At 47.3% G+C, this 19,878-nt stretch carries 12 protein-coding genes; all 12 read right to left on the reverse strand.

The window, feature by feature from the left end:
• Positions 1–20: 20 nt before the first annotated feature.
• The 12 genes from BLT91_RS19700 to BLT91_RS19755 all read right to left on the reverse strand — a co-directional run bounded on the left by BLT91_RS19700 (position 21) and on the right by BLT91_RS19755 (position 19,581).
• On the reverse strand, positions 21–683 hold the full coding sequence (locus tag BLT91_RS19700) for an aspartate/glutamate racemase family protein (protein WP_090824043.1): 663 nt from the start codon (positions 681–683) through the stop codon (positions 21–23).
• Positions 673–2,052, reverse strand: a complete 1,380-nt coding sequence (locus BLT91_RS19705) for a sedoheptulokinase (RefSeq protein WP_090824045.1) — start codon at positions 2,050–2,052, stop codon at positions 673–675. Before BLT91_RS19705 ends, BLT91_RS19700 begins: the two co-directional genes overlap by 11 nt.
• A gap of 156 nt (positions 2,053–2,208) precedes the next feature.
• Positions 2,209–3,015 carry a DeoR/GlpR family DNA-binding transcription regulator gene (locus BLT91_RS19710; RefSeq protein WP_090824046.1) on the reverse strand — a complete coding sequence of 269 codons (807 nt, stop codon included), beginning with the start codon at positions 3,013–3,015 and terminating at the stop codon, positions 2,209–2,211.
• 214 nt (positions 3,016–3,229) lie between these two features.
• The gene (locus BLT91_RS19715) at positions 3,230–5,824 is read right to left on the reverse strand and encodes a glycoside hydrolase family 2 protein (RefSeq protein ID WP_090824048.1); all 2,595 of its coding nucleotides are present in this window, start codon (positions 5,822–5,824) and stop codon (positions 3,230–3,232) included.
• A 13-nt stretch (positions 5,825–5,837) separates the two neighbouring features.
• Complete coding sequence (locus BLT91_RS19720; RefSeq protein ID WP_090824050.1) at positions 5,838–8,273, reverse strand: alpha-mannosidase; 2,436 nt, start codon at positions 8,271–8,273, stop codon at positions 5,838–5,840.
• Between the two features lie 24 nt (positions 8,274–8,297).
• Positions 8,298–9,023 carry an MBL fold metallo-hydrolase gene (locus tag BLT91_RS19725; protein WP_090824052.1) on the reverse strand — a complete coding sequence of 242 codons (726 nt, stop codon included), beginning with the start codon at positions 9,021–9,023 and terminating at the stop codon, positions 8,298–8,300.
• A 67-nt stretch (positions 9,024–9,090) separates the two neighbouring features.
• Complete coding sequence (locus BLT91_RS19730) at positions 9,091–12,579, reverse strand: glycoside hydrolase family 38 N-terminal domain-containing protein (RefSeq protein ID WP_090824054.1); 3,489 nt, start codon at positions 12,577–12,579, stop codon at positions 9,091–9,093.
• A gap of 38 nt (positions 12,580–12,617) precedes the next feature.
• Positions 12,618–13,535, reverse strand: a complete 918-nt coding sequence (locus tag BLT91_RS19735) for a class II fructose-bisphosphate aldolase (RefSeq protein WP_090824056.1) — start codon at positions 13,533–13,535, stop codon at positions 12,618–12,620.
• Positions 13,536–13,564: 29 nt separating this feature from the next.
• Positions 13,565–16,285 (reverse strand): alpha-mannosidase, encoded by a 2,721-nt coding sequence (locus BLT91_RS19740; protein ID WP_090824058.1) that lies wholly within the window; start codon positions 16,283–16,285, stop codon positions 13,565–13,567.
• A 12-nt stretch (positions 16,286–16,297) separates the two neighbouring features.
• Entirely contained in the window at positions 16,298–17,179 is an 882-nt protein-coding gene (locus BLT91_RS19745; protein WP_090824060.1) for a carbohydrate ABC transporter permease, read from the reverse strand.
• A complete protein-coding gene (locus BLT91_RS19750) occupies positions 17,176–18,126 on the reverse strand; it encodes a carbohydrate ABC transporter permease (RefSeq protein WP_254777030.1) in 951 nt (316 codons plus the stop codon). The genes BLT91_RS19745 and BLT91_RS19750 overlap by 4 nt, the downstream gene beginning before the upstream one ends.
• A gap of 108 nt (positions 18,127–18,234) precedes the next feature.
• Positions 18,235–19,581: an ABC transporter substrate-binding protein gene (locus tag BLT91_RS19755; RefSeq protein ID WP_090824063.1), complete on the reverse strand. Its 1,347-nt coding sequence runs from the start codon at positions 19,579–19,581 to the stop codon at positions 18,235–18,237.
• Positions 19,582–19,878: the final 297 nt, after the last annotated feature.

Here is a 19,878-nt window from a genome sequence, read left to right on the forward strand (position 1 = left end):
GCTTTTTATATTAAAAAGGCTTATAGCTGCTCCATCACTTGTTTAACCCGCAGCATACCAAGACGCGGTGAGCTGAGGAATTGCTTTTGCTCTTCGGAAGCAAATTGGGAGATGACTCTTGCCATGGATGCCTGCGCGAGCACGACGACACCCGTCTTGGCTGCAAGGCTGCGGAGTACGGCAGCGAGCTCCTCATCATGACCTTCTTTATCACCAGTGAGCAGCTTCTGATATGCTGACTTCGCCACAATCGATTCAATCCGCACATCTTTGCCGGCCTGCTCGGCTTTACCTGAGATGAGCCTTTTCGTCGGCTGAAGCGTTGTTTCAAGCGTTGCCGCTACGCCGATCGTTTGCGCCGAACTCACCGCAAATTCCGCCATCGCATCATCGATGCGGATGATGGGAATTTGAAGCTGAGGCTGAACACGAGCCACTAACTCGCCAATCGACGAGCAAGCACTCAAAATACAGGAAGCTCCTGCTTTTTCCGCAATCAGGGCATATTGACGGAAACGATCTTCAATCTCATCGATTTGACCGCCGTTTGCCGCAAGCTGCGGCAAAATGGAATCATCTACCCAGTTCATCACATGCACGCCCGGAAGAAGTTCCGCCGCTAACGCTTTTAAACTATCTACGGTTACAGGGGTCGTATGAATAATAGCAAGCTTATTTGTCATCTGAATCACTCCTTTGCATCCTTTGCAGTGCTTCTGCATAATCGTTATATAAACCGCTGCCGACTGCTGCATGAACGGCTGCTCCAAAAGCGGCTTCCTCTTTCACCTTTGCAAATGTGATCGGCAGCTGCCATTTTGAGCTTGCCAGCCGCTGCATGGCCATATTTTTGCGTATCCCATTGCCGGATACAGCAAGCCTTGTTAACTGGACGAGGAGGTCTGCCGGAAGCCCCTTCGTAAACCCGTCCAGCTCATCCAAAATGCCATGAAGAAAAGCAGCAGTCAGCTTCTTTGCATTGAAATTATCCGGCCGAATGCCTTCTATGATTCCGGTCTTGTGAGGGTGCTCTCTTGTTCCAAAGAACTGGGTTCCTACCCGCAGAGGCGGTGACGGGTCCTTTAGTGCTTCTTCCGCCAAGCGATTCATCACTTCATACAGTGTTCGTTCTTCGGTCTTCCCGAATGCGCCGCACACATCACGAAAAAATTGTTCCAGGAGCTCGTACGATTTCCCTCCGCTTAGAGAAGCTCCTACAAGTAGAAACCCGCCATCAATAAAGGGACGTGTTTCTAGATTAGGACATTCGATATAATCAGGTGAATATACAGATACCTGCGAGCCCGTCCCGATATTCACAAGTAAAGTGCCTTTGAATGACGGAACAGCGCCCAGGAAGCTGGCTTGGTTATCGCCGATCGCCCAAAGCACCTTTTTCCCGTCTGCTGTTTCTCCCGCCAATTTTGCGGTGTGGGCAAGCTCAGGTAAGAAACCGGCTTCCATCCCAGCCTCAATCAGCTGATCCTTGTCAAACTCTCCGTTCTTTAATGAGAAGAGGCCGGTGCTTGCTGCATTCGAGCTGTCTATGAAAGGAGTCTTTTCCCTGCAAAGCTGCATGGCTAAATAATCACCAATCGTGCACAGCTTCTCTGCACCGCTTGGAATTTCGCGTTGCTTTGTAAAGGAGAAGTGCGTAACTAAGCCAAATCCCGTATGCAGTGGATAACCTGTTAATTCACTTAGCGTGGACGCATACGTTTTACCGGATTCCAGCAGCAAATCTCCACGGCCGTCCTGCCAGGTAAACAGCGGACTGACAGCGTACCCTTCCTTGTCCGCATACAGCACGCCATGCATTTGACAGGAAATCCCGATCGCCCCTACATTGTTCCAGTCATCCCGACATTCTTCTATTAGCTCTCTTACGAGCTCTACAATCCGATCTGCATTTTGGGCACGTTCCCAAAGTTTCATAGACGGCAGCGCGGCATCGTTCGCCTTGGATAGGGTACGAACTACACTTCCATCCTCCCCATTCGTCACGATGACACAAATGGACGTCGTGCCTATATCAATTCCTGCCAAGTACATTGGGGCGTACTCCCTTCATCGTTCTAACCGTTCTAACTCTTGTTATTAAACTCTCGGTCGAAACAAGAACCAAGTGAACTTGAACTAAAAAGTGGTCGTATTAGAAGCCCTTTAGGATTTCAATACCACCACAAATTTCTACCTGTTACTTGCCGTTCATAAGTCTTCATCTTGCATCAATTGTTTAACGGGACAAACCATCACTTTGACACCGCTATTACGAATATCGTCAAGAATGCGCGGTTCTACCAAATCGCTCGTTACCAGAATATCAACATCTTGAAAGCTGGAAAACGAGATGAGTCCCTGCCGCTCGAATTTACTATGATCAGCAACGATTACAATCTTTTGCCCTGCAGAGATCATGGCTCGTTTCACTTCAGCTTCGTAGAGATCAGAGCTTGTAAACCCTTTACGCATGGATATCCCCGAGGCGCCTAGAAAGGAGAAATCCGCATTATATTTCTGCAGCTCCAGCTCCGCTTGCGGACCCACAAGGCTCATTGATTGCTTAATTAGTTTTCCACCAATGACAAAGACAGAAGCATCTTCATTTTGACTGCTTTCTTCAGCCACATTCATTCCGTTCGTAACCACCATCAGGTTCTGTGCATTACGCAGGTGACGGGCTACGCACCAAGTTGTTGAGCCGGAGTCAAGAATGACAATTTGATTGCCTTCCACCAGAGATGCTGCCATCTTCCCTATGGCATCCTTCTCCTCATAATATTGAAATCTGCGCTGCTCGACAGGTGGAATCACTTGTGAATTGTTTTGCAGTTCTTCCATCAGGATGGCGCCACCGTAATTTTTTTGGATGATGCCTTCCTGCTCCAATTGATTCAAATCGCGGCGGATCGTTTCTTCGGAGACATTGAACTCCTTCACCAAATCAGCGACCCTGACACTGCGCTCCTGGAAGAGCAATTCTTTTATTTTGGTTCTACGATGTATGGCTATCATGACCAATCCCCCTCTAATCCTCGAATATCTTTTCACCTATTATTTTCCGTATCAGAAAGGGATTTCTGATTTGGGATTTCCCATGGGGATAAGAACTATTGTGTATTAGAATTATTCGGTTATTATACCGTTTCTAATGTCATTTTTCTTTGAAAGGTTTGTCAATAGAGTCCCCATCCAAAGCCCCACATAAAGCGGATTGCTGCTGTATATATCAAAATATGTGCTGAATCGGGCTGTTCCAAGCAGAGATTTCAAGCTTTCTGTCAGACTCCTGGACAGAGCTCCATCTAACGTGGATTAGCTTGCTTTCGCCTGGGAATAAGCTGAAGGCATTGTCTGAATAATAGACGAAGCCCTCTGCAAGGATAGGACGGGAATCCTCCAGATGAACTTGAAAAGCTGCCCCAGTACCTATATTCGTAAGCTGAAGCTGCCAGATCGCCCCTTCTTCAAGAATGGTCTTCTCCACCTGTAGACGGGTTTGCGGCAAGCTGAGCATTGGCTTTAAATTTGCGCTAGCGCTAAAAGGATAGCAATTGTGGCTTATGACTTCATTCGCAGCGTTCATGAGATGGATGCGTAAAAAAAACACATGCTCCTGCAGTTCACACAGGGGAAGCTCTAAAGTCCCTAAATACTTTACACCATTCGGCACTATTTCTCCTTGCCATTTGGCTTCAGAGTATACGCGTCCGCTTGCGCCAACTAGGCTCCAATGAGAGGTTAACTCACCAAGCCTGTTGAGTTCCGTCTGAATAGCCCATATATCCGCTTTTAATGATTCTTGTCCCGCCCAAGCAATCCTATCGAAGCTAGCTGAAACATGAATCGCTTGATAGGCTCTTGCCACCGCGTAGTAAACTGGCTTAGGAGTCGTAAAGTAATCCAGCGCGGAAGTACAATAAGCATTCGGGAAGGGCTCATTATACTGCCAAGGAAGAGTCCCGCTATTTTGCCACATTCGACGAAGATTAGATTCTATGGCATAGCGCAGCCCCTCTGCTTGCAGCAGCTGACTTGCCCGAATCAGCACTGCCGGCTCTAACAGCTGATTTCCGAATGATGCCTGCATCATCGGTTCATTAATCCACCATGAACCTCGGTGAAAGTAAACAGGATTGTCTCTTGTTGCCGGCCACTGTTTAGGTTCAGAAATCGTATGGTTCAGCGTCTTCAAATGTGTCATTCCCTCAACGCCGAACTCACTATGAAGCAGCGAGGTTCCTTTATTATAGAGCTCATAATGTTGTGACAATCCCTGAAACTCCCATGGTCCATGTACGTCATGCTGCCCGGTTGGATCCTGCACAATGTTGGTTAAGCTATTCTCGAAGCAGCGTCCGGTTGGCGACGTCGGCAGCCAAAGTGCATCCGGATGCAGCGTTTCTACCACTTGCCGAAGCGCTCCGAGCACAGGCTCGGAATCATCAAGCGGCCGATCTTCGCTATCCTGTAGTTCATTTCCTCCACACCACAGAACTAGAGAGGGATGGTTCCGCTTTTGCGGAATAATTTGTTCAGCTTCCTGAACCATCATCGCGATAAAACCCGCATCTTCGCTCGGTTTATTAGCAATACCTGAGCTGGATTGGATGAATTCCTGCCAAACCATGATCCCATTTTGATCGCAAAGTTCATAGAAGGCATCCTTTTCAATCAACCCTCCCCCCCATACTCGCAGCATATTCACACCGGCTTCTTTGGCCAACGTCAACAGTCGTTCCAGCTTAGCGGGCTGTAACCTGCCATACATGACATCCATAGGCACCCAGTTCCAGCCTTTCATGTACGTTTTATGCCCATTGACCGTCAGAATATAGGGTCTAGCCGTTGGATCGGGAGTATCATTATGCTGCCATTCCACTTTGCGAATGCCAAACTTTGTTTCTTTGAAATAACTTAGCTCGCAGCTAGCACGCCCCTTAGGGTTAGTTAACTTTTCAAATACATTAACCCGTGCTTGATACAAGTGTGCTGCTCCAGAACCGTTTGGCTGCCAAAGCTGTGGATGCTCCAGCTGCACAGAGGTTGTGAGCTTGGTTTCCCCCGCATCTAACGAATGATCAGAGACGATAGTAGTAAGTTGCTCATCACCTGATAGAATGCAAGTTTCCATCCGGACTTCCGTTTGTTTCCCAGAGGTGAGTACCGAGGCAATCGTCAGGTTAGCAAGCCTAGAATCATCGGAAAGATTTGACCTCACGTAAACATCCTCAATACGAATGGGACCTGTAACCTCCAGATATACATCATCCCATATCCCTTGATGAATCATCCGCGGACAAAAATCCCACCAATAGGTCATCCGACTTTTATGCTCGCGAACATAGCTCGTTTTACTAACCTGGGGCTGCTCATCCGGTGCCTTTTCAATTACAACAGACAACAGATTCGTTCCGCCATAATGGAGGGTGTCCGTGACATCGAATACAGCAGCCGTAAACATCCCTTTGTGATGACCAATTTTGGTGCCGTTGAGGAAAAATTGCGCTTCAAAATCAACACCTTTGAAGTGGAGTTGGACGCTCTGTCCTAAAAGTGAAGCATCAACGTCGAACGATTTCTTGTAAATCCAGGTCCGTTCAGGCACCCATTCAGCCAAGAGGCTATTCCGTTCAAAATAGGGATCGGAAACCTCACCATTTTGCCATAGGTCATAGAGGACGGTTCCAGGAACCGTCCCTTCCCTCCACCAGCGGTAATCCTTGGTGTCGGGTTTCTCAGCATTGCGCCAGATCCAGTCCTCACCGAGGAAGTCTTTATAGAGCCAATCGCTGCCGTTTAGAAGAATTTGTTTCACTGCCATCGCAGACACCTCCTTACCACTCGATGAGATCCGTCTCCATTACCGGAAGACTCGAATCGGCAGGAACTCGGAAGGTTTTGATCTCACAAGGACCGAACTTAGCTGTAATCTCACGATCCATGCGGGGTAACCGGATGGTGGCTACGGTCGTTTCACGGGTTGTCTCATAAGCACGAATGATCAGATCGCTGCCCTCTTCGGCTTTTTTCACTACGCTGACGATGATATTATCCTTATCTACCGTCAAATAGGAATCCTTCTGCGGAAGCTCTCCCTCATGATAGGACTCAATGATCGTTGTCGGACGCTGATTAAGCTCCAAGGCATGCTTGACCGTGCCAGCCTGTTCCCAGCTTCCTTGGTGCGGCAGCAGCCTGTAAGTGAACGTTTGAATACCTTGATCGATGAAGGAATAATGACCATGCGGGTCCGGAACTACTGGATCATGATGGGCATAAATCGGACTGCGAAGCACGGTCATCGCCAGCTCTTTATTCATAATACTGTAGCTGTATTTTGCATCGTTCATCAGTGAAACACCATAAGAAGTCCCTCCATGTTCACCGATATCACGTAAAATGCCGCCGTAATCTACCCAGCTTTGACCTGGCTCTTCTTCTCCATTATGCTCCCGCTCTTTGAAGCCATAAGGGATTTCAAAGGTCTGCTTTGTAAATACCAAATTTATCGGAAATACCAATTTCAGCATTTTGAACTGCTCACGCCAGTCTACGGTCATTTTGACATCGATATAATCCAATTCTTTATATAGGGTGAAATCTTGTATGATCTTAGAGCTGCCATATTCACTTGTGACCCGGATCACTGATTTAACAGGCCCATGTTCGACGCGCTGCACGCTTGTCGCAATGAAATCGCCAACTTTATTGTTGAAATGAAAAACATTATGACTCCAAGTATCCGACTTGTCTTCAATAACAACAGGTCTAGCCGCGGGGCCTCGGAATACTTCATATTGTACTTTCTTATCAAATAAGCTGGAGATGAAGCCCGTCTTCGGATCGAATTCAAGGCGTAGCCTATCATTTTCCATCGCATAGTCGTTCGCTTTGATAGGCTGCGCTCCCAATTTGGTTTCCTGCGAGGTTGTCATTACCTTATACACGCGATACCCCATAGATGGCAGCTGCGCTATGAAGCTAAGACGGAATCTGCCGCCAGCCGTTGCCTGAGATTGTACCAGTTGGAAAGGAACCTGCTTGCCAGTCTCATCCACCAACGTTGTCGTATCCTTAATGCCGCCAATTTCAAGCTCAACATTTATACGGCTTTCCCAAGAGTGCGGATTGAAGATTACGATCGGCTTCATGCCTTCTTCCTGTTCAATCCCGATATTCCAGGAGAACGACTGAATCGCATAGTTCAAGCCTCGTTCTGCAATGGTCATCGCTTCTCCGTGCATGTTCCGCGCATCCACATAAGCCGATTCTAGACTTGTACCGGCTAGGATATCATGGAATTGATTGAACAGCACATTTTTCCATGCGCGGTGAAAGTCTACCGGATAAGGTTGCCCGGTCACAAGTTCAGCCAATGATGACCATTTCTCCGCAGCAAGGAGTGTATTCTCCGCTTGGCGGTTCCAGTGTTTGATGCCCGAATGAACCGCATAGCAGCCACTGGCATGATGCTGCAGGTCGTCGTGGACAACCGGAATTGGCAGCTGCATGGCTTCCATATCCGCGAAAAATTCATTCGGAGCCGCCATCTCCATCGTCGGAAATTCAGGCAGCGCATTCATGCGTTTGATGCTGTTGATGTTTTCCTTTGTTGGACCGCCCCCATGATTACCAACCCCATAGAAAACCATCAAGTTGCCGAATGGATCTTTCAGCTCTTCCATGCAGCGGCGAACATGCTTTTCAAGGTCTTTACCCCAGGTACAGTACTCAAACGGAATCCGATAAGTCAGCACACGGCTGCCATCATCCGATTCCCAGTGGAACAGACGTCCTGGCAGGCCTTTTTCATTCGGCATTGGACGCATAAAAATATAGTAAGGCATACCGCTTTTGAGTAAAATTTGCGGCAGCATGCCGTGATGTCCGAAACTGTCGACGTTATAACCAACTTTCGCGGTTACGCCCAATTTCTCTTTAAAATAACGCTGGCCATATAAGCCTTGACGGACAAAAGATTCCCCTCCGGGAATGTTACAGTCCGGTTGTATCCACCATCCGCCAACGATTTGCCAACGGCCTTCCTGTACACGTTCCTTGATCTCTTCAAACATTTTTTTGTCGTTGTTTTCAACCCATTCATAATTGGCAGCCGAACTGGAAGTAAAAATAAAATCATCATATTCTTTCATTCGATCGAGAGCAGAACGAAAGGTTGCTTTCGTCTCTTGGAAGCCTTCCTGCCACTGCCAAAGCCATACCGGATCCAGATGGGCATTCCCGATCATGTAAAGTTTTTTATGTTTCATGATTTCCCCCTACCTTTTCTCTGGTTAGTACTGAAACGTTTCATACATGGGCTTAAACCAAGGGTTAAAGTAGACGCCTAGCTGTTTTCGTGCTTCAGCTACTTTCTTTTTGGCATCATAAACCAAAGTCGGAGGCAAATGACCGAATGTCATCAAGTCAAAATCATAGGTCAACAGCCTATCCAGGGAATGACCCCATGCTTCAATATCGGAACCGACTTTGGGATGGTAGCCTCCCCACAGGGTATCTCCGGCAATTAATACTTTGTGAATGCCATCGTTAAGCAGCAAGGACACACTCCCCGGAGAATGACCAGGAGTATGAATAACTTCCAGAGTGAACCTGCCAATTTGCAGCGTCTCTCCATCTTTTAGCGTCCGATGAACCTGCAAGGCAGGAAATGGCTTGCCATAGATAAAAGCACCCGTTCGATCGTAATCGCCTTGCTCTACTTGCTCCCGATCTGACTCGTGAATCCACAGCTCAGCGCTGCTTTCTTCTGCCAACTGCGCAAAGCCGGATACATGATCCCAATGACCGTGAGTCGCTATCACCTTCGTAATGTCTTGTGGCTGCAGCCCTAACTCCTCCAAGTTACACTTTAGCGCCGGATAGCCTTCCGTACCGCCACAGTCAATTAGCACAGGCTCGCTGCCGGTGAGTAAATAAGCACTCGCGTCCCACGGATGGGTTAGTTTATCGCCAGATATAACATAGAAATCTTCTGCAAGTTTAACGGCTTTCGACATTGGCTTCCTCCCTTTATTCGCCCGGAAGCGATGAACAGTTTCTCCCTTTCCGCACAGGGGATAAGGTTTATTCCACTTCAATTCGCACTGTGGCTAAGCCCCATGATTGAATCGGAATACGGATAGAACCGTCTGACGCCAGCGGCAGCTCACTACGTTCATTCTCAAGAAGGTCAGTGAGCCAAGCTGCTGTAATGCGTTTCCCCGGAATGGACAGGCTTGGCCGTTGTTCCAATCCTGCAATCTCCTGCAGCCTTACGATAAAACCGTTTGCTCGTCTTGCCTGTTTCCATGTAGTAATGACCGCTTGCACGGTGTCCAGCTTAGCCAATGTGCCTCCAGACACATTGGCATAAGGTTCCGACATTTCACGGAAATCCTGAAAGCTCATCCGCTGTGCATACATCGCTTGTCTCGATTGCCATCCGATCCGGTAGGCTTGATCTAGAGTCTGTTTCTTACCACTGGATAAGAAATAGCGGAAGCGGATCGTTCCACCTTGCGAGCCTTTATAATTGGTATGCCAATAATTATTCAACACATAAGAGAATACCGTTCCTCCGCTCAGCTTCATCTCCTTAGGCCATTTCCCTTGCACGATATTTCCTACGCAGAACAAGGGTATATCCGGTGAAGCGATGTGAACGGCGGCATGTTCCTTCTGCACAATGATGCCTGTTTGCAAAGGCAGCCATTCTTTGCAGCCTCCTGGAAGCTGGTCCTTGTCCCAATCCATCCAGCCGAGCTGAGAATCCGAAAGGACCTGTGCATCCGGTAAGCTGCAAGGGAATGCAATATAAACGGCTTCCTTGTTCAGCCTCTCTTCTTTCTTATAGCTGTAGCTTACTTCCACTTGCTTGGTAAGATGGTACAACGTCCATTCGATCTCCAACTCACCGTAAGGCACAATGCCTCTGAGCTTGACGGACTGACCATATGAAAAGGACTCCGATTTCATTTCGATTAGCATAAACTCGGTCAGCACCTGAGGGTCGCCATCCGGCAAATCAGCTTGATTACTCATCAGCCTAGTGCCTTCTCCGCCCTCAGCATACAGTAGCTGTCCAAAGCCCCATGGGCTGGACGCATCTGCAAGCTCCTGATCAAGCGCCTTGTCGAGCCAACTCGATATACACCCACGATTCAAATCGATCGTTATTCGATAACCATCATTTTCCATCGTATACGTGCAGGGTGCGTTTTCTGACATTTCATGGTTAGCCATCTTTTCTGTAAGACTGGCAGCCTCTTTATTCTGCAAAAGAAACCGCCTATAGCTTAGTCCAGGAAGATCTTCCACCCATAACTCGACTACCGCTTGGGAAGGAAGAACCTTGATAGGACGCATCGGAATCTCCTCAAGCGTCACCGGATGCAGGACGATCTCCTGCGGAGCAATTTCAACCTGTACCTTTCCGCTGAAGGACCAGCTATGCGGATTATATACGACAACTTCTCGTCCATTGTTGTTCCAATTCAAGCTGTGTCTTGTCGCCGAAGTATGCAACAAACGGTTTGCCCACTGATATGCGCTGTCGGCCATGTGCTGTTTAACAGCCCATTGGTCCTTTTGAAGCAGCGCTTCCGGCTCCGTTGCGCTTAAGAAAGCGCCCCAGGTATGCTCGTCATAAAGCAGCACCTCCCGCCATGCCTCATCATATTGCTTAAGCGGATAAGCCCATCCCTCGCTATGAATAACGGCGAGAGCTTCCAACCTTTCAGCAGCGGGCAGCATCGCTTGCGCTTTCCTTGTTTGGATGGTAGGCGTGATCGATGACCCAGCACCATCCTCCCAATAAGCGCCTCCGTCGCCTTTAACCGTATGCAGCTTGGAGGCATATTCGTTTTCCACATATTCGAAAAACTCACTGACATCACAGGCAATCAATTTCGGGTAAGTATAATCACGGTTCCACTGCTTTACGAAGTCAACCGGCTGTGGATCCATGTCTGTATTGTCTGCTTCCTGGCCATATAATAAAACAGCATCAGGCGCGTAATCTTCTCTTTCAAATTCTTGCAGCCACATATCGAGACCGCGCTCAGCGGAACTCACCATTGGGGGACTTCCGCATACTTTGCGCAATTCGCAGTACATCTTGGCCAACCAGCAGAGAACCCGACCGCCTTGCGGTCCTTCCCAATAAAACGGGGACAGCTTGTGCAGACCGCCATTCAAGCGAAAAGGCCCGCGATCCTGATTATTCGCATGAATCAAATATTTGATCCCGCTGCCTTCCATGATTGCCGGAAGGGAGCTTGTTAACGATGCAACATCCACTACGGCGTTAATTTTCGGCCTCATACCTGCCGGCTGTAGCAAATCGTTTACAAATTCATGATTCCGAATCAAATCCTCAAGCCCTGCGAATTGCGTCAATAAGTCGGCATAATTGCCTGCCAGGCTGATTTTGCCTGCTTGTAAGGCCTGAATTAACTGCTTATTTCTTCGGTCATCCCGGGTTGCTAGGTACGTTTCCAGCACCCAGCCGGCATCCAAATGATAGGTAAAGGCCGGTTCTGCCGGATCAGCTTCCTTCTCAATGATATCCAAGGCGGTGTCCACATTCCGGCACAGCCGTTCAGCAACCTCCCACTGGCGGTGGGTGTAGCCAATGTCTGTATGCGCGTGAGGAGTTATGTACACCTTCCACTTTCTTCTTCGGTAGAATTCACCTTCACATCTTACTTCCTTACCATCTAGGGAGCCTTGCAAGACGTAGGTGACAGGGCCTTCGCCATCAAAGCATTCAAAGGTGAAATGAACGTGACCCAAAGCGACCGCTGACAGCTCGATTGAATGCTCTTCGCTACGGTTCGATCCGCTAATGTGCAAGGTGAGCTCACCTTTGGTTAGGCTTGCCGCAAGCTCCACATAGAGGTGGCAAACATTAATGAGCTCGCCTGAGGCTGATCGTCGATAGAGCACAGAGGATTGAACCTCCACGCGGTTCAACACCGAATCTTTCCGGCAGCTAACCGGAGAAAATGCAAGCTTTTGATAGAGCAAACCCGCTCCATTCGCCATGCGGTCTAAGCGTTTTATGGCTTCGATCCGATCAATGACGAGAATCTCCCCTCCGTCATGGCAGATGAGCTCGATCTTATTTTTGCCTCGGGCTAGCAGGTGACCAGGTACAATAATCTCTGCTTTGCCGTCCGAATAGATCGTTGTATGAAGCCCCGACTGTAGAGCAATTTCTCCGGATTGGGACGGTGTGGGACGGACATAAGCATAACCGGAGACGCCATTCACGCTTATTTCCAAATAGGATGCTCTTGGAGCAATCACTAGATAGTCGATCGTTAATACATAATTCTGGGCAAGCTGCTCCTCTAAGTTAAACTGAATCGTATAGGGATGCAACCTGTAACCCCCATCGGGGTCAGCCTCACTGGGATGAAACATCGGCCATTTCGTGCCCTTTGTTGTGCTGCATTTGGCATCTGCATCCCAGATGATGTCCCCGAGTCGATTGGGAACTTTGTAATTATCAAAAAGATCTTCTGCACCGCTTTCTGTCGAACCAATGCTCCATATCACTTTCTCTTCCATTTAAGCTCCAGCTCCTCAGTCATTTACACATTTTTGTCCTAAACAAAATGATCTGCCTGCGCTTTGCTTCCCAAGAAATGACTCATTTTATCGATGACTGTGTTTTCAACAGCAGCTCTCCCTTTTTCCAAAAGCGAAGGTTCCAGCGCCTTACATTCTGCATTAGTCAGCCTTTCCTCCCGTCCCAATGCGCCTAAGAAAGCAAGCTCAAGATCTGTTGCGATGTTCACTTTGCTCACTCCGCCGCCCGGTAGACGAATCGCTTCTGCCATCATGTCAGCCGGCACACCTGATCCACCATGCAGAACTAGATGAATTGGCGTAAGAGAGCGAATAGCTTGCAGTCGATCGACATCGATCTTAGGCTGTCTAACCATGTAAACACCGTGAGCTGTTCCGCAGGAAACGGCCAGTGCATCAATGTTTGTTTCATGAACGAAGCGTTGTGCTTCCTGTGGGTCGGTATACAATTCTTCGTCCTTATCCGTTTCCACAAAATCCGTCGTACCAATCATACCGAGCTCTGCTTCAACCGAGACGCCCTTAGCACGCGCATAATCCGCAACCTCTCTGGAAGTGGCAATATTGTCCTCCAAATTTTTCTCAGAGGCATCAATCATGACCGAAGTAAAACCGGCGTCAATCGCTTCAGCAATGGTCTCCAGTTCCTTCGTATGATCGAGATGTAGGACAAGTGGTACAGTGATTCCTTCAGCAACCACTTTTTCATAAAATTCATCTGCGAATTCCTTTGGTGAGATGCCATATCGGATCAACTCTTTATGAGATATTTGAACAATAGCCGGTGACTTCATTTTCTCAGCTGCCCTCAAAACAGCCGTGATCATTGGTGTATATCTAGGGGAAAACGAGCCAATGGCGAATCCGTATCTCTCGGCAACCTCTAAGGCTTGTTTTAGTGTAAGGACGTTTTTCGGTCTTAATCCAGTACTCATTGTGATCTCTCCCTTATATCTGATTATTTTTACCTTTTTGTTTCAGCAGGAAAGCTGATGGCAAGCGTAATGATTTCTGCGCCTTTCGCATGTACGGTGAACGCTCCGTCGGCATCGATGATCAGGTCATTCGTCTCCATCGGCTGCTCATTCAACTTCACGTAGCGTACCTGCTGAGGTGTTAACTTCATTTTTACTTTAGCAGCGGTAGCCTTCTTAGACGTATTCCAGAAGCGCAGGATAAGCGCATCGTTCTTTTCAGACTTTTTACAAGCGCTGAGCATGAGCGTATGATTGTCCTCCATCTCCAGCCAACCGCCTGTTTTTTCTAAATCGCCTCCATGCTTGCCAGTTACCGATCCATAGCTAGCTGATAAATATTCATGTGCTCTTGTATACGAATTGGCTTCCAACCAATCTCTTTGATGAACGAGGATTGCATACTCCGCTTCATTTGCTCCAAGGCTCTGCGCATTGGGTACAGGCGTTTCAGGACCTGCTCCGCCAATCCTTATCAGTGTATCTTCACGGGATAACCAGCCTACAGCCCTTAATAACGTAATAGCTACCGTACCCTGCTCATCATCCAACATGTCATACTCGGTCAATCCTTTATTGGCCATTGTCATTCCTTTATCTCCAGAGATAACACTGACAAAGCCCTGTTGAGGCTTCTGCGGTACATACGTTTCCGGCCATCCGTTTCCGGCGTCCAAAATAGCGGCATTTCTCTCCACAACATCGAAGTGCCCTTCGGCATGCGAGATCTCGAACTTTTCACCCAGCGGGAATAACACCCGCAAGCGATGGTCTTCCGCTTGATTGTTCCATACTGTGCGAACATCCACTCTATCGGATCTGGCTGCCAGCGTTACATAATTCGTAATGCGGTAATCCGTGTAGGCCGATTCTCTGCTTAACCGATCACTTCTAATCTTCTTAGGCAAGGACCAATCGATATCCACTTGAAGAGTTACTCTCGCGTACCCCGTCTCAGCTGCCGAAACATGAACCTTAACGGAAGTATCCGTCGTACGAAGCACTTGATCAATCAAGGGAACTGCGTAATTATAGGTGTCTCCTGCGTCTCCACCACTTTCAAATGCGCCTAAGCCTTCATAGATGTGGCCACTTCGTTTGTCCGTGATTCGCAGCGTACCATTTCGCGGATTGACCTCCACTCGAAGGAAGGTGTTCTCCAGTGTATTCGGTCCGATTTGCAAATCGGTTATCAGCTCACTGCCCTTGATCTTGGCAGATGGCTGCAGGGCATTGAAATAGACCTGTTTGGGATCAGATGCTGTTTCTCTCTTACGCAAGGAGTAAGTCTTATAGCCAAGACCTGGAAGATCTGCAGCCGGAAAGCTTACTTCTGTGTAAAAATGTTTATCCGTCATTGGCTTCATGCCGCTGACATCCTTCACTTGAAAAGGAACCTCTTGTCCTTCCGGGTCCTCAAGTACATAGGTTCTAGGATGAATCATAAGCTTACGATCCACCCAAACGGAAGCCGTGTCGCTGCGCGTCCAGCTGAGTGAATTATGGATAACAATCGCTAGTGCATCTTCGGCCAAATCGCTTGTATTTATTCGATTGTTGATGTGCTGAATGCTTTTCTCCGTTAAAATGTCGGCGATTTGTTTAGATTGCGCGAACCTAGGGAGCATCTCCCGATGTACTTCGTCAATACTGCATCCGCAAATGCTGTCGTGTGGATGATTCTGAACAAGAAGCTCCCATGCCGTCCATAGGAGTGTCGATTCATACTTGCGGCCGCTTAACCAGGCAAGCGCTGAGAATGGCTCCGCGTATCGTTCCAAGGCAAGCTGCCCGATGAAATTATGCCGTTTCAAGTAAAGACGGGCTGATAAAACGCCGGGAAGTACATGAGGCAGATCTGCTCCGAAGTGACGAAGCTCGCCTTTTATTACATCCAACGAATGATTTTGACCACGAGCAGCTTCGATAAAATCCTTGGTTGTCCCCCAATGTAGCTCTGCGATCTCTTTTAAATCTTCGCCTACCTGCTTCATTAGTCGCGGCAATCGCGTATCGATGAGTCTGTGATCACCGCCATATGGCATTAGCAAGCAATCCGTCGTTGCCCGGGGAGCCCAGCGTTCGAGCGATTTCCGGACTCGGCCATAGGTTTCGTCATACGTCTTGAGCGGATTGTCAAAGTGGAGAAAATCCACCATATAATAGCCATCTGGAAACCAGTAAGTGATGACTTGCGTGCCATCTGGAGCTTCCCATAGAAACTCTTGTTTAAATTCAGTTGAAGCTCCACCGAGCCCTCGCCAAACCATCGCATTGTCGATTCCGAAGCCTTGAAGAATCTGCGGCATTTGCGAGATATGACCAAATGTATCTGGAATGTAGCCGACATCCAAGTTCGGATAGCCGAGCTTTTCAGACATCCGATTACCCAGCATCAAATTACGCACATGTGCCTCACCGCTAACAAGAAACTCATCCGGCAAGATGTACCACGGACCGCATTGAATACGGTTTTCATGGATAAAACGCAGAAGACGATCTTGATTTTCAGGCCGAATCTCCAGATAGTCCTTCAGGACAATCGTTTGACCGTCGAGTAAAAAGCAGCGAAACTCAGGATCGTTATCCAGCGTATCCAGCAGTTCATCGATGAGCTCCACCAAACGGATGCGGAAATCCTGCATTGTCGCCCACCATTCCCGGTCCCAGTGTGTGTGGTGGTAGATAAAAACGCGATATTTGCGATCCAAGCCTGTTCCTCCTTACCCTTTCGTACCAGCGCTAATGTTCATACCCTCAATAAAATATCTTTGGAAAATAAAGAATATTGCAATAACCGGAATCATCACCATGACGGAGCCCGCCATCAGTAAGTGCCATTGGCTAACGCCTGAACTTACCTTAAATGCTTGTAAACCAAGCTGCAGCGTATACTTTGATTCATCATTCACATAAAGCAGTGGTCCGAGGAAGTCATTCCAGGCCCCTGTAAATGTACCGATCGCAACCGTAGCGAGTGCAGGTTTAGCAAGAGGAAGCATAATGGAGCGCCAAATATATAAGTGGTTTGCGCCGTCGATTTTAGCTGCTTCTACCAAATCATTTGGGATACCCAAGTAAAATTGACGAATTAGAAAAATATGAAATGCGCTTCCAAAAAAACCTGGAATAACTAAGGGCAAGTAAGTCCCAACCCAATGTAATTTGGAAAACAAAATGTACTGTGGAATGAGAGTCACGAATCCCGGAATAATCATTGTTCCAAGAATTATCGAGAACAGCAGCCCTTTCCCTGGAAAACGAATCTTAGCAAACCCATAAGCGATGAATGAGTTTGAGATCACATGCGCGAACACCGCAACCGAAGCAATCAACAACGAATTCGCCGAATATCTCGCAAAATTCCCTGCCTCCCACGCCGTTTTATAATTGGACCATTCGAATTTCTTAGGAAACCAGGTCGGCGGATATGTGACGACTTCTGTCAACGATTTCAAGGATGTTTGAATCATCCACCAGAACGGCATTAGAAAAGACAAACTGCCAGCAATGAGAATAAGGGTTACGACCCATTTGGAGATCCTTTGCTTGGTCTTGCGGCTTTGATGGTACGATTTCTTATTTACTGCTGCAGCGACGGTCATCGTGAATCCCCTCCTTCGTAGTGAACCCAATACTTCGACATCACCATATTAATGATGGTAACGATAATTGCGATAACGAATAGGAACCAGGCCATCGCCATGGCATACCCCATATCAAATATTTTGAAAGCTTTCAGGAACATATGGAGATTAAAAAATAATAGCGAGTTCGCAGGAGATCCCGGAGCGCCAGGGTCATCGGCCATCACGTAGCCTTCCTGAAAAATTTGGAAACCGCCAATCAAGCTTGTGACAACATCAAAGAAGATAACCGGCGTAATCATCGGCACCGTGATATGCCAAAGCTTACGAAGGCTGGATGCGCCATCAATTTCAGCCGCTTCATACAGGTGATCGGATACACCTTGCAGCGCCGCTAGAAACAGCAGCATCCCTCCGCCAACAGCCCACATTTTCATCATGACAATCGCATTCTTCGTCCAAGCTGGATCTGTCAGCCAAGCAGGTCCTTCGATCCCAATCCAGCCGAGAACCGTATTAATGAGACCAGAATCAGGGTTTAGCAGCATCATCCAAAGCATATAAACAGCTACACCGGATAAGACGGTTGGCAGGTAGTAAATCGTCCGAAACCATCGCATGCCGGGAATTTTCACATTCAGTAAAACGGCAAGAATCACAGAGCCCATAGTGGTTAACGGAACGGCAAGTGCTACGTAATAAAGGGTGTTTCTGAGTGATTTCCAGAACAAAGGATCTTCTGTGAACATGCGTTTGTAGTTGTCGAAACCAATAAAGTCCATGCGAGAGGTGATGTCATAGTTCGTAAAGCTAGCGTATAACGAGAACAAGAGAGGACCAGCAGTAAAAACCAGAAAACCAATAAACCAAGGGGCAACGAAACCATAGCCTTCCAACGCTTCTCTCTTGTCCAACGACCATTTTCTTTTTTTCGGATGGGTAACTTTATTCAATTGGGGATTCACTTGTGTCCCTCCTAACAGTTTTCTTCAGAACACTGGCATCGAAGCATAAGCTTATGATAAAAGGGTGGAGCAGTAATACACTACGACTCCACCCTTATGATCTACTGCTTATTTTGTATTTTGTTTGACCAAGTCTTCAACCGCTTTCTGAGCTTTATCCAAAGCTTCTTTCGGACTTTGCTTCCCTAGAATCGCCTCATCAATTTGTGGATTAAGCAGGTTAGCAAAATCAGGTGCTGTTACAGGTACTGGCGCAAGCACAGTACTTTTCAAGTTATCTACTGTAAATTTGTAGATTGGATCCTTGATCAGCTCCGGATCATTAGATGCTTTAATATTGGATACGTTATCGAAGTTGAACTGTGCCCAATATTTCTGTGCATCAACATCCGTCATATACTTCAAGAACTCCCAGCTTTCATCCGGATGCTTAGCGCCAAACGGAATTTCAATGGTAAAACCTCCACCGACGCTCCAGTTTCCGCTGCCTGTTTTGTATTCAGGCATTGCAGCAATACCAAAGTCTTCTTTCTTCGCAGCAAAGTCACGGATTTGGGTCCAGAATGTGCCCGCATCAATTTTCATTGCTAATTTCCCAGCGATAAGCGGATCGTTTGTTTTGCTTCCAAAGCTTGCTTTGAATGCATCAACTTCCTTTTTGCCTAAACGGGCATCCCAGCTGTTATACCACTCAAGTGCAGCAATCCGTTTTGGTGAATTGATATAAATACCTTTGTCGTCTAGCCAAGGTCTTCCGTCATCCGCATTATTCAGGAAAATATCTTGGCCTCCTGCCAAACGAGGATGATAGCCTAAGCGCTCAATTTTACCGTTGTTAATTTTATCGATTTTCTTGGAGTACTCTTCCAACTCAGCCCATGTTTTTGGCGGTTTTTCTGGATCGAGTCCTGCTTCTTTGAAAATAGCCTTATTGTAGAATAATACGCGAGTATCTGTTACAAACGGCAAAGCATAAACTTCGCCTTTATACTGCATCGCATTGTATAAGTGCGGGAAGAACCGATCTTTAATGTTATCCTTCGCCAAGTAAGGCGTCAGATTCGTTACTTGCTTCTTGCTGGCACGCTGGGCAACTTGGCTAATATCGTGAATGATGACATCGGGTGGATTACCAGCAGCAATGGCAGCTAGTTCCTTCGTCCAACCATCTCCATAAGGTAAGAAAGTATGTTTAACGGTAATGCGATCCTGAGAAGCATTAAAATCACTTATAATTTTCTCAATAATAGGACGGCGCGTTGTGGAACCCCAGTGAGTCCAGAAATCCAATGTAACTTTACCCTTCGGTTTCTCTACTGCAGCACTTGCAGCCGGACTAGCACCAGTACTTGCACTCGGACTTGCATTTTTATCCGTGCTGCAAGCAGTCAACACTAATCCGGTGCTAAGCGCTGTGCTTAATAGAACCATCATGGATTTGTTTGTTCTCTTCATACGGTTTCATCCCCCTAATAAAATGATTAGACGACCAATGCCACATAGCAGGTTAACAATCCCACATAATTAAACGCTTACAATGTGGCTTCTTGAAGCCTATAACCTTATAATACTCACAACGCCTACATTGTCAACAACTTTTCAAGCGCTTACAGATGATGTTTTGTGGCGAATAGCCTCAAAACCCTCATAAGGCCACATTTTCAACAGGAAGCATCCACAAACTTACAAAAGAAGTAAATCAAAAAAAATCCCCCTGCATCCAAAACGGATGGGAAGATGTTTCTTGTTTCA

It is taken from the genome of Paenibacillus sp. yr247 (genome assembly GCF_900103825.1).
In the GTDB taxonomy this organism is placed as follows: domain Bacteria; phylum Bacillota; class Bacilli; order Paenibacillales; family NBRC-103111; genus Paenibacillus_E.

What these genes read in the sequence shown, in the direction of transcription:
- BLT91_RS19700 (WP_090824043.1), bottom strand. Translation starts at nt 683, where the DNA reads ATGACAAATAAGCTTGCTATTATTCATACGACCCCTGTAACCGTAGAT.
- BLT91_RS19705 (WP_090824045.1), bottom strand. Translation starts at nt 2,052, where the DNA reads ATGTACTTGGCAGGAATTGATATAGGCACGACGTCCATTTGTGTCATC.
- BLT91_RS19710 (WP_090824046.1), bottom strand. Translation starts at nt 3,015, where the DNA reads ATGATAGCCATACATCGTAGAACCAAAATAAAAGAATTGCTCTTCCAG.
- BLT91_RS19715 (WP_090824048.1), bottom strand. Translation starts at nt 5,824, where the DNA reads ATGGCAGTGAAACAAATTCTTCTAAACGGCAGCGATTGGCTCTATAAA.
- BLT91_RS19720 (WP_090824050.1), bottom strand. Translation starts at nt 8,273, where the DNA reads ATGAAACATAAAAAACTTTACATGATCGGGAATGCCCATCTGGATCCG.
- BLT91_RS19725 (WP_090824052.1), bottom strand. Translation starts at nt 9,023, where the DNA reads ATGTCGAAAGCCGTTAAACTTGCAGAAGATTTCTATGTTATATCTGGC.
- BLT91_RS19730 (WP_090824054.1), bottom strand. Translation starts at nt 12,579, where the DNA reads ATGGAAGAGAAAGTGATATGGAGCATTGGTTCGACAGAAAGCGGTGCA.
- BLT91_RS19735 (WP_090824056.1), bottom strand. Translation starts at nt 13,535, where the DNA reads ATGAGTACTGGATTAAGACCGAAAAACGTCCTTACACTAAAACAAGCC.
- BLT91_RS19745 (WP_090824060.1), bottom strand. Translation starts at nt 17,179, where the DNA reads ATGACCGTCGCTGCAGCAGTAAATAAGAAATCGTACCATCAAAGCCGC.
- BLT91_RS19755 (WP_090824063.1), bottom strand. Translation starts at nt 19,581, where the DNA reads ATGAAGAGAACAAACAAATCCATGATGGTTCTATTAAGCACAGCGCTT.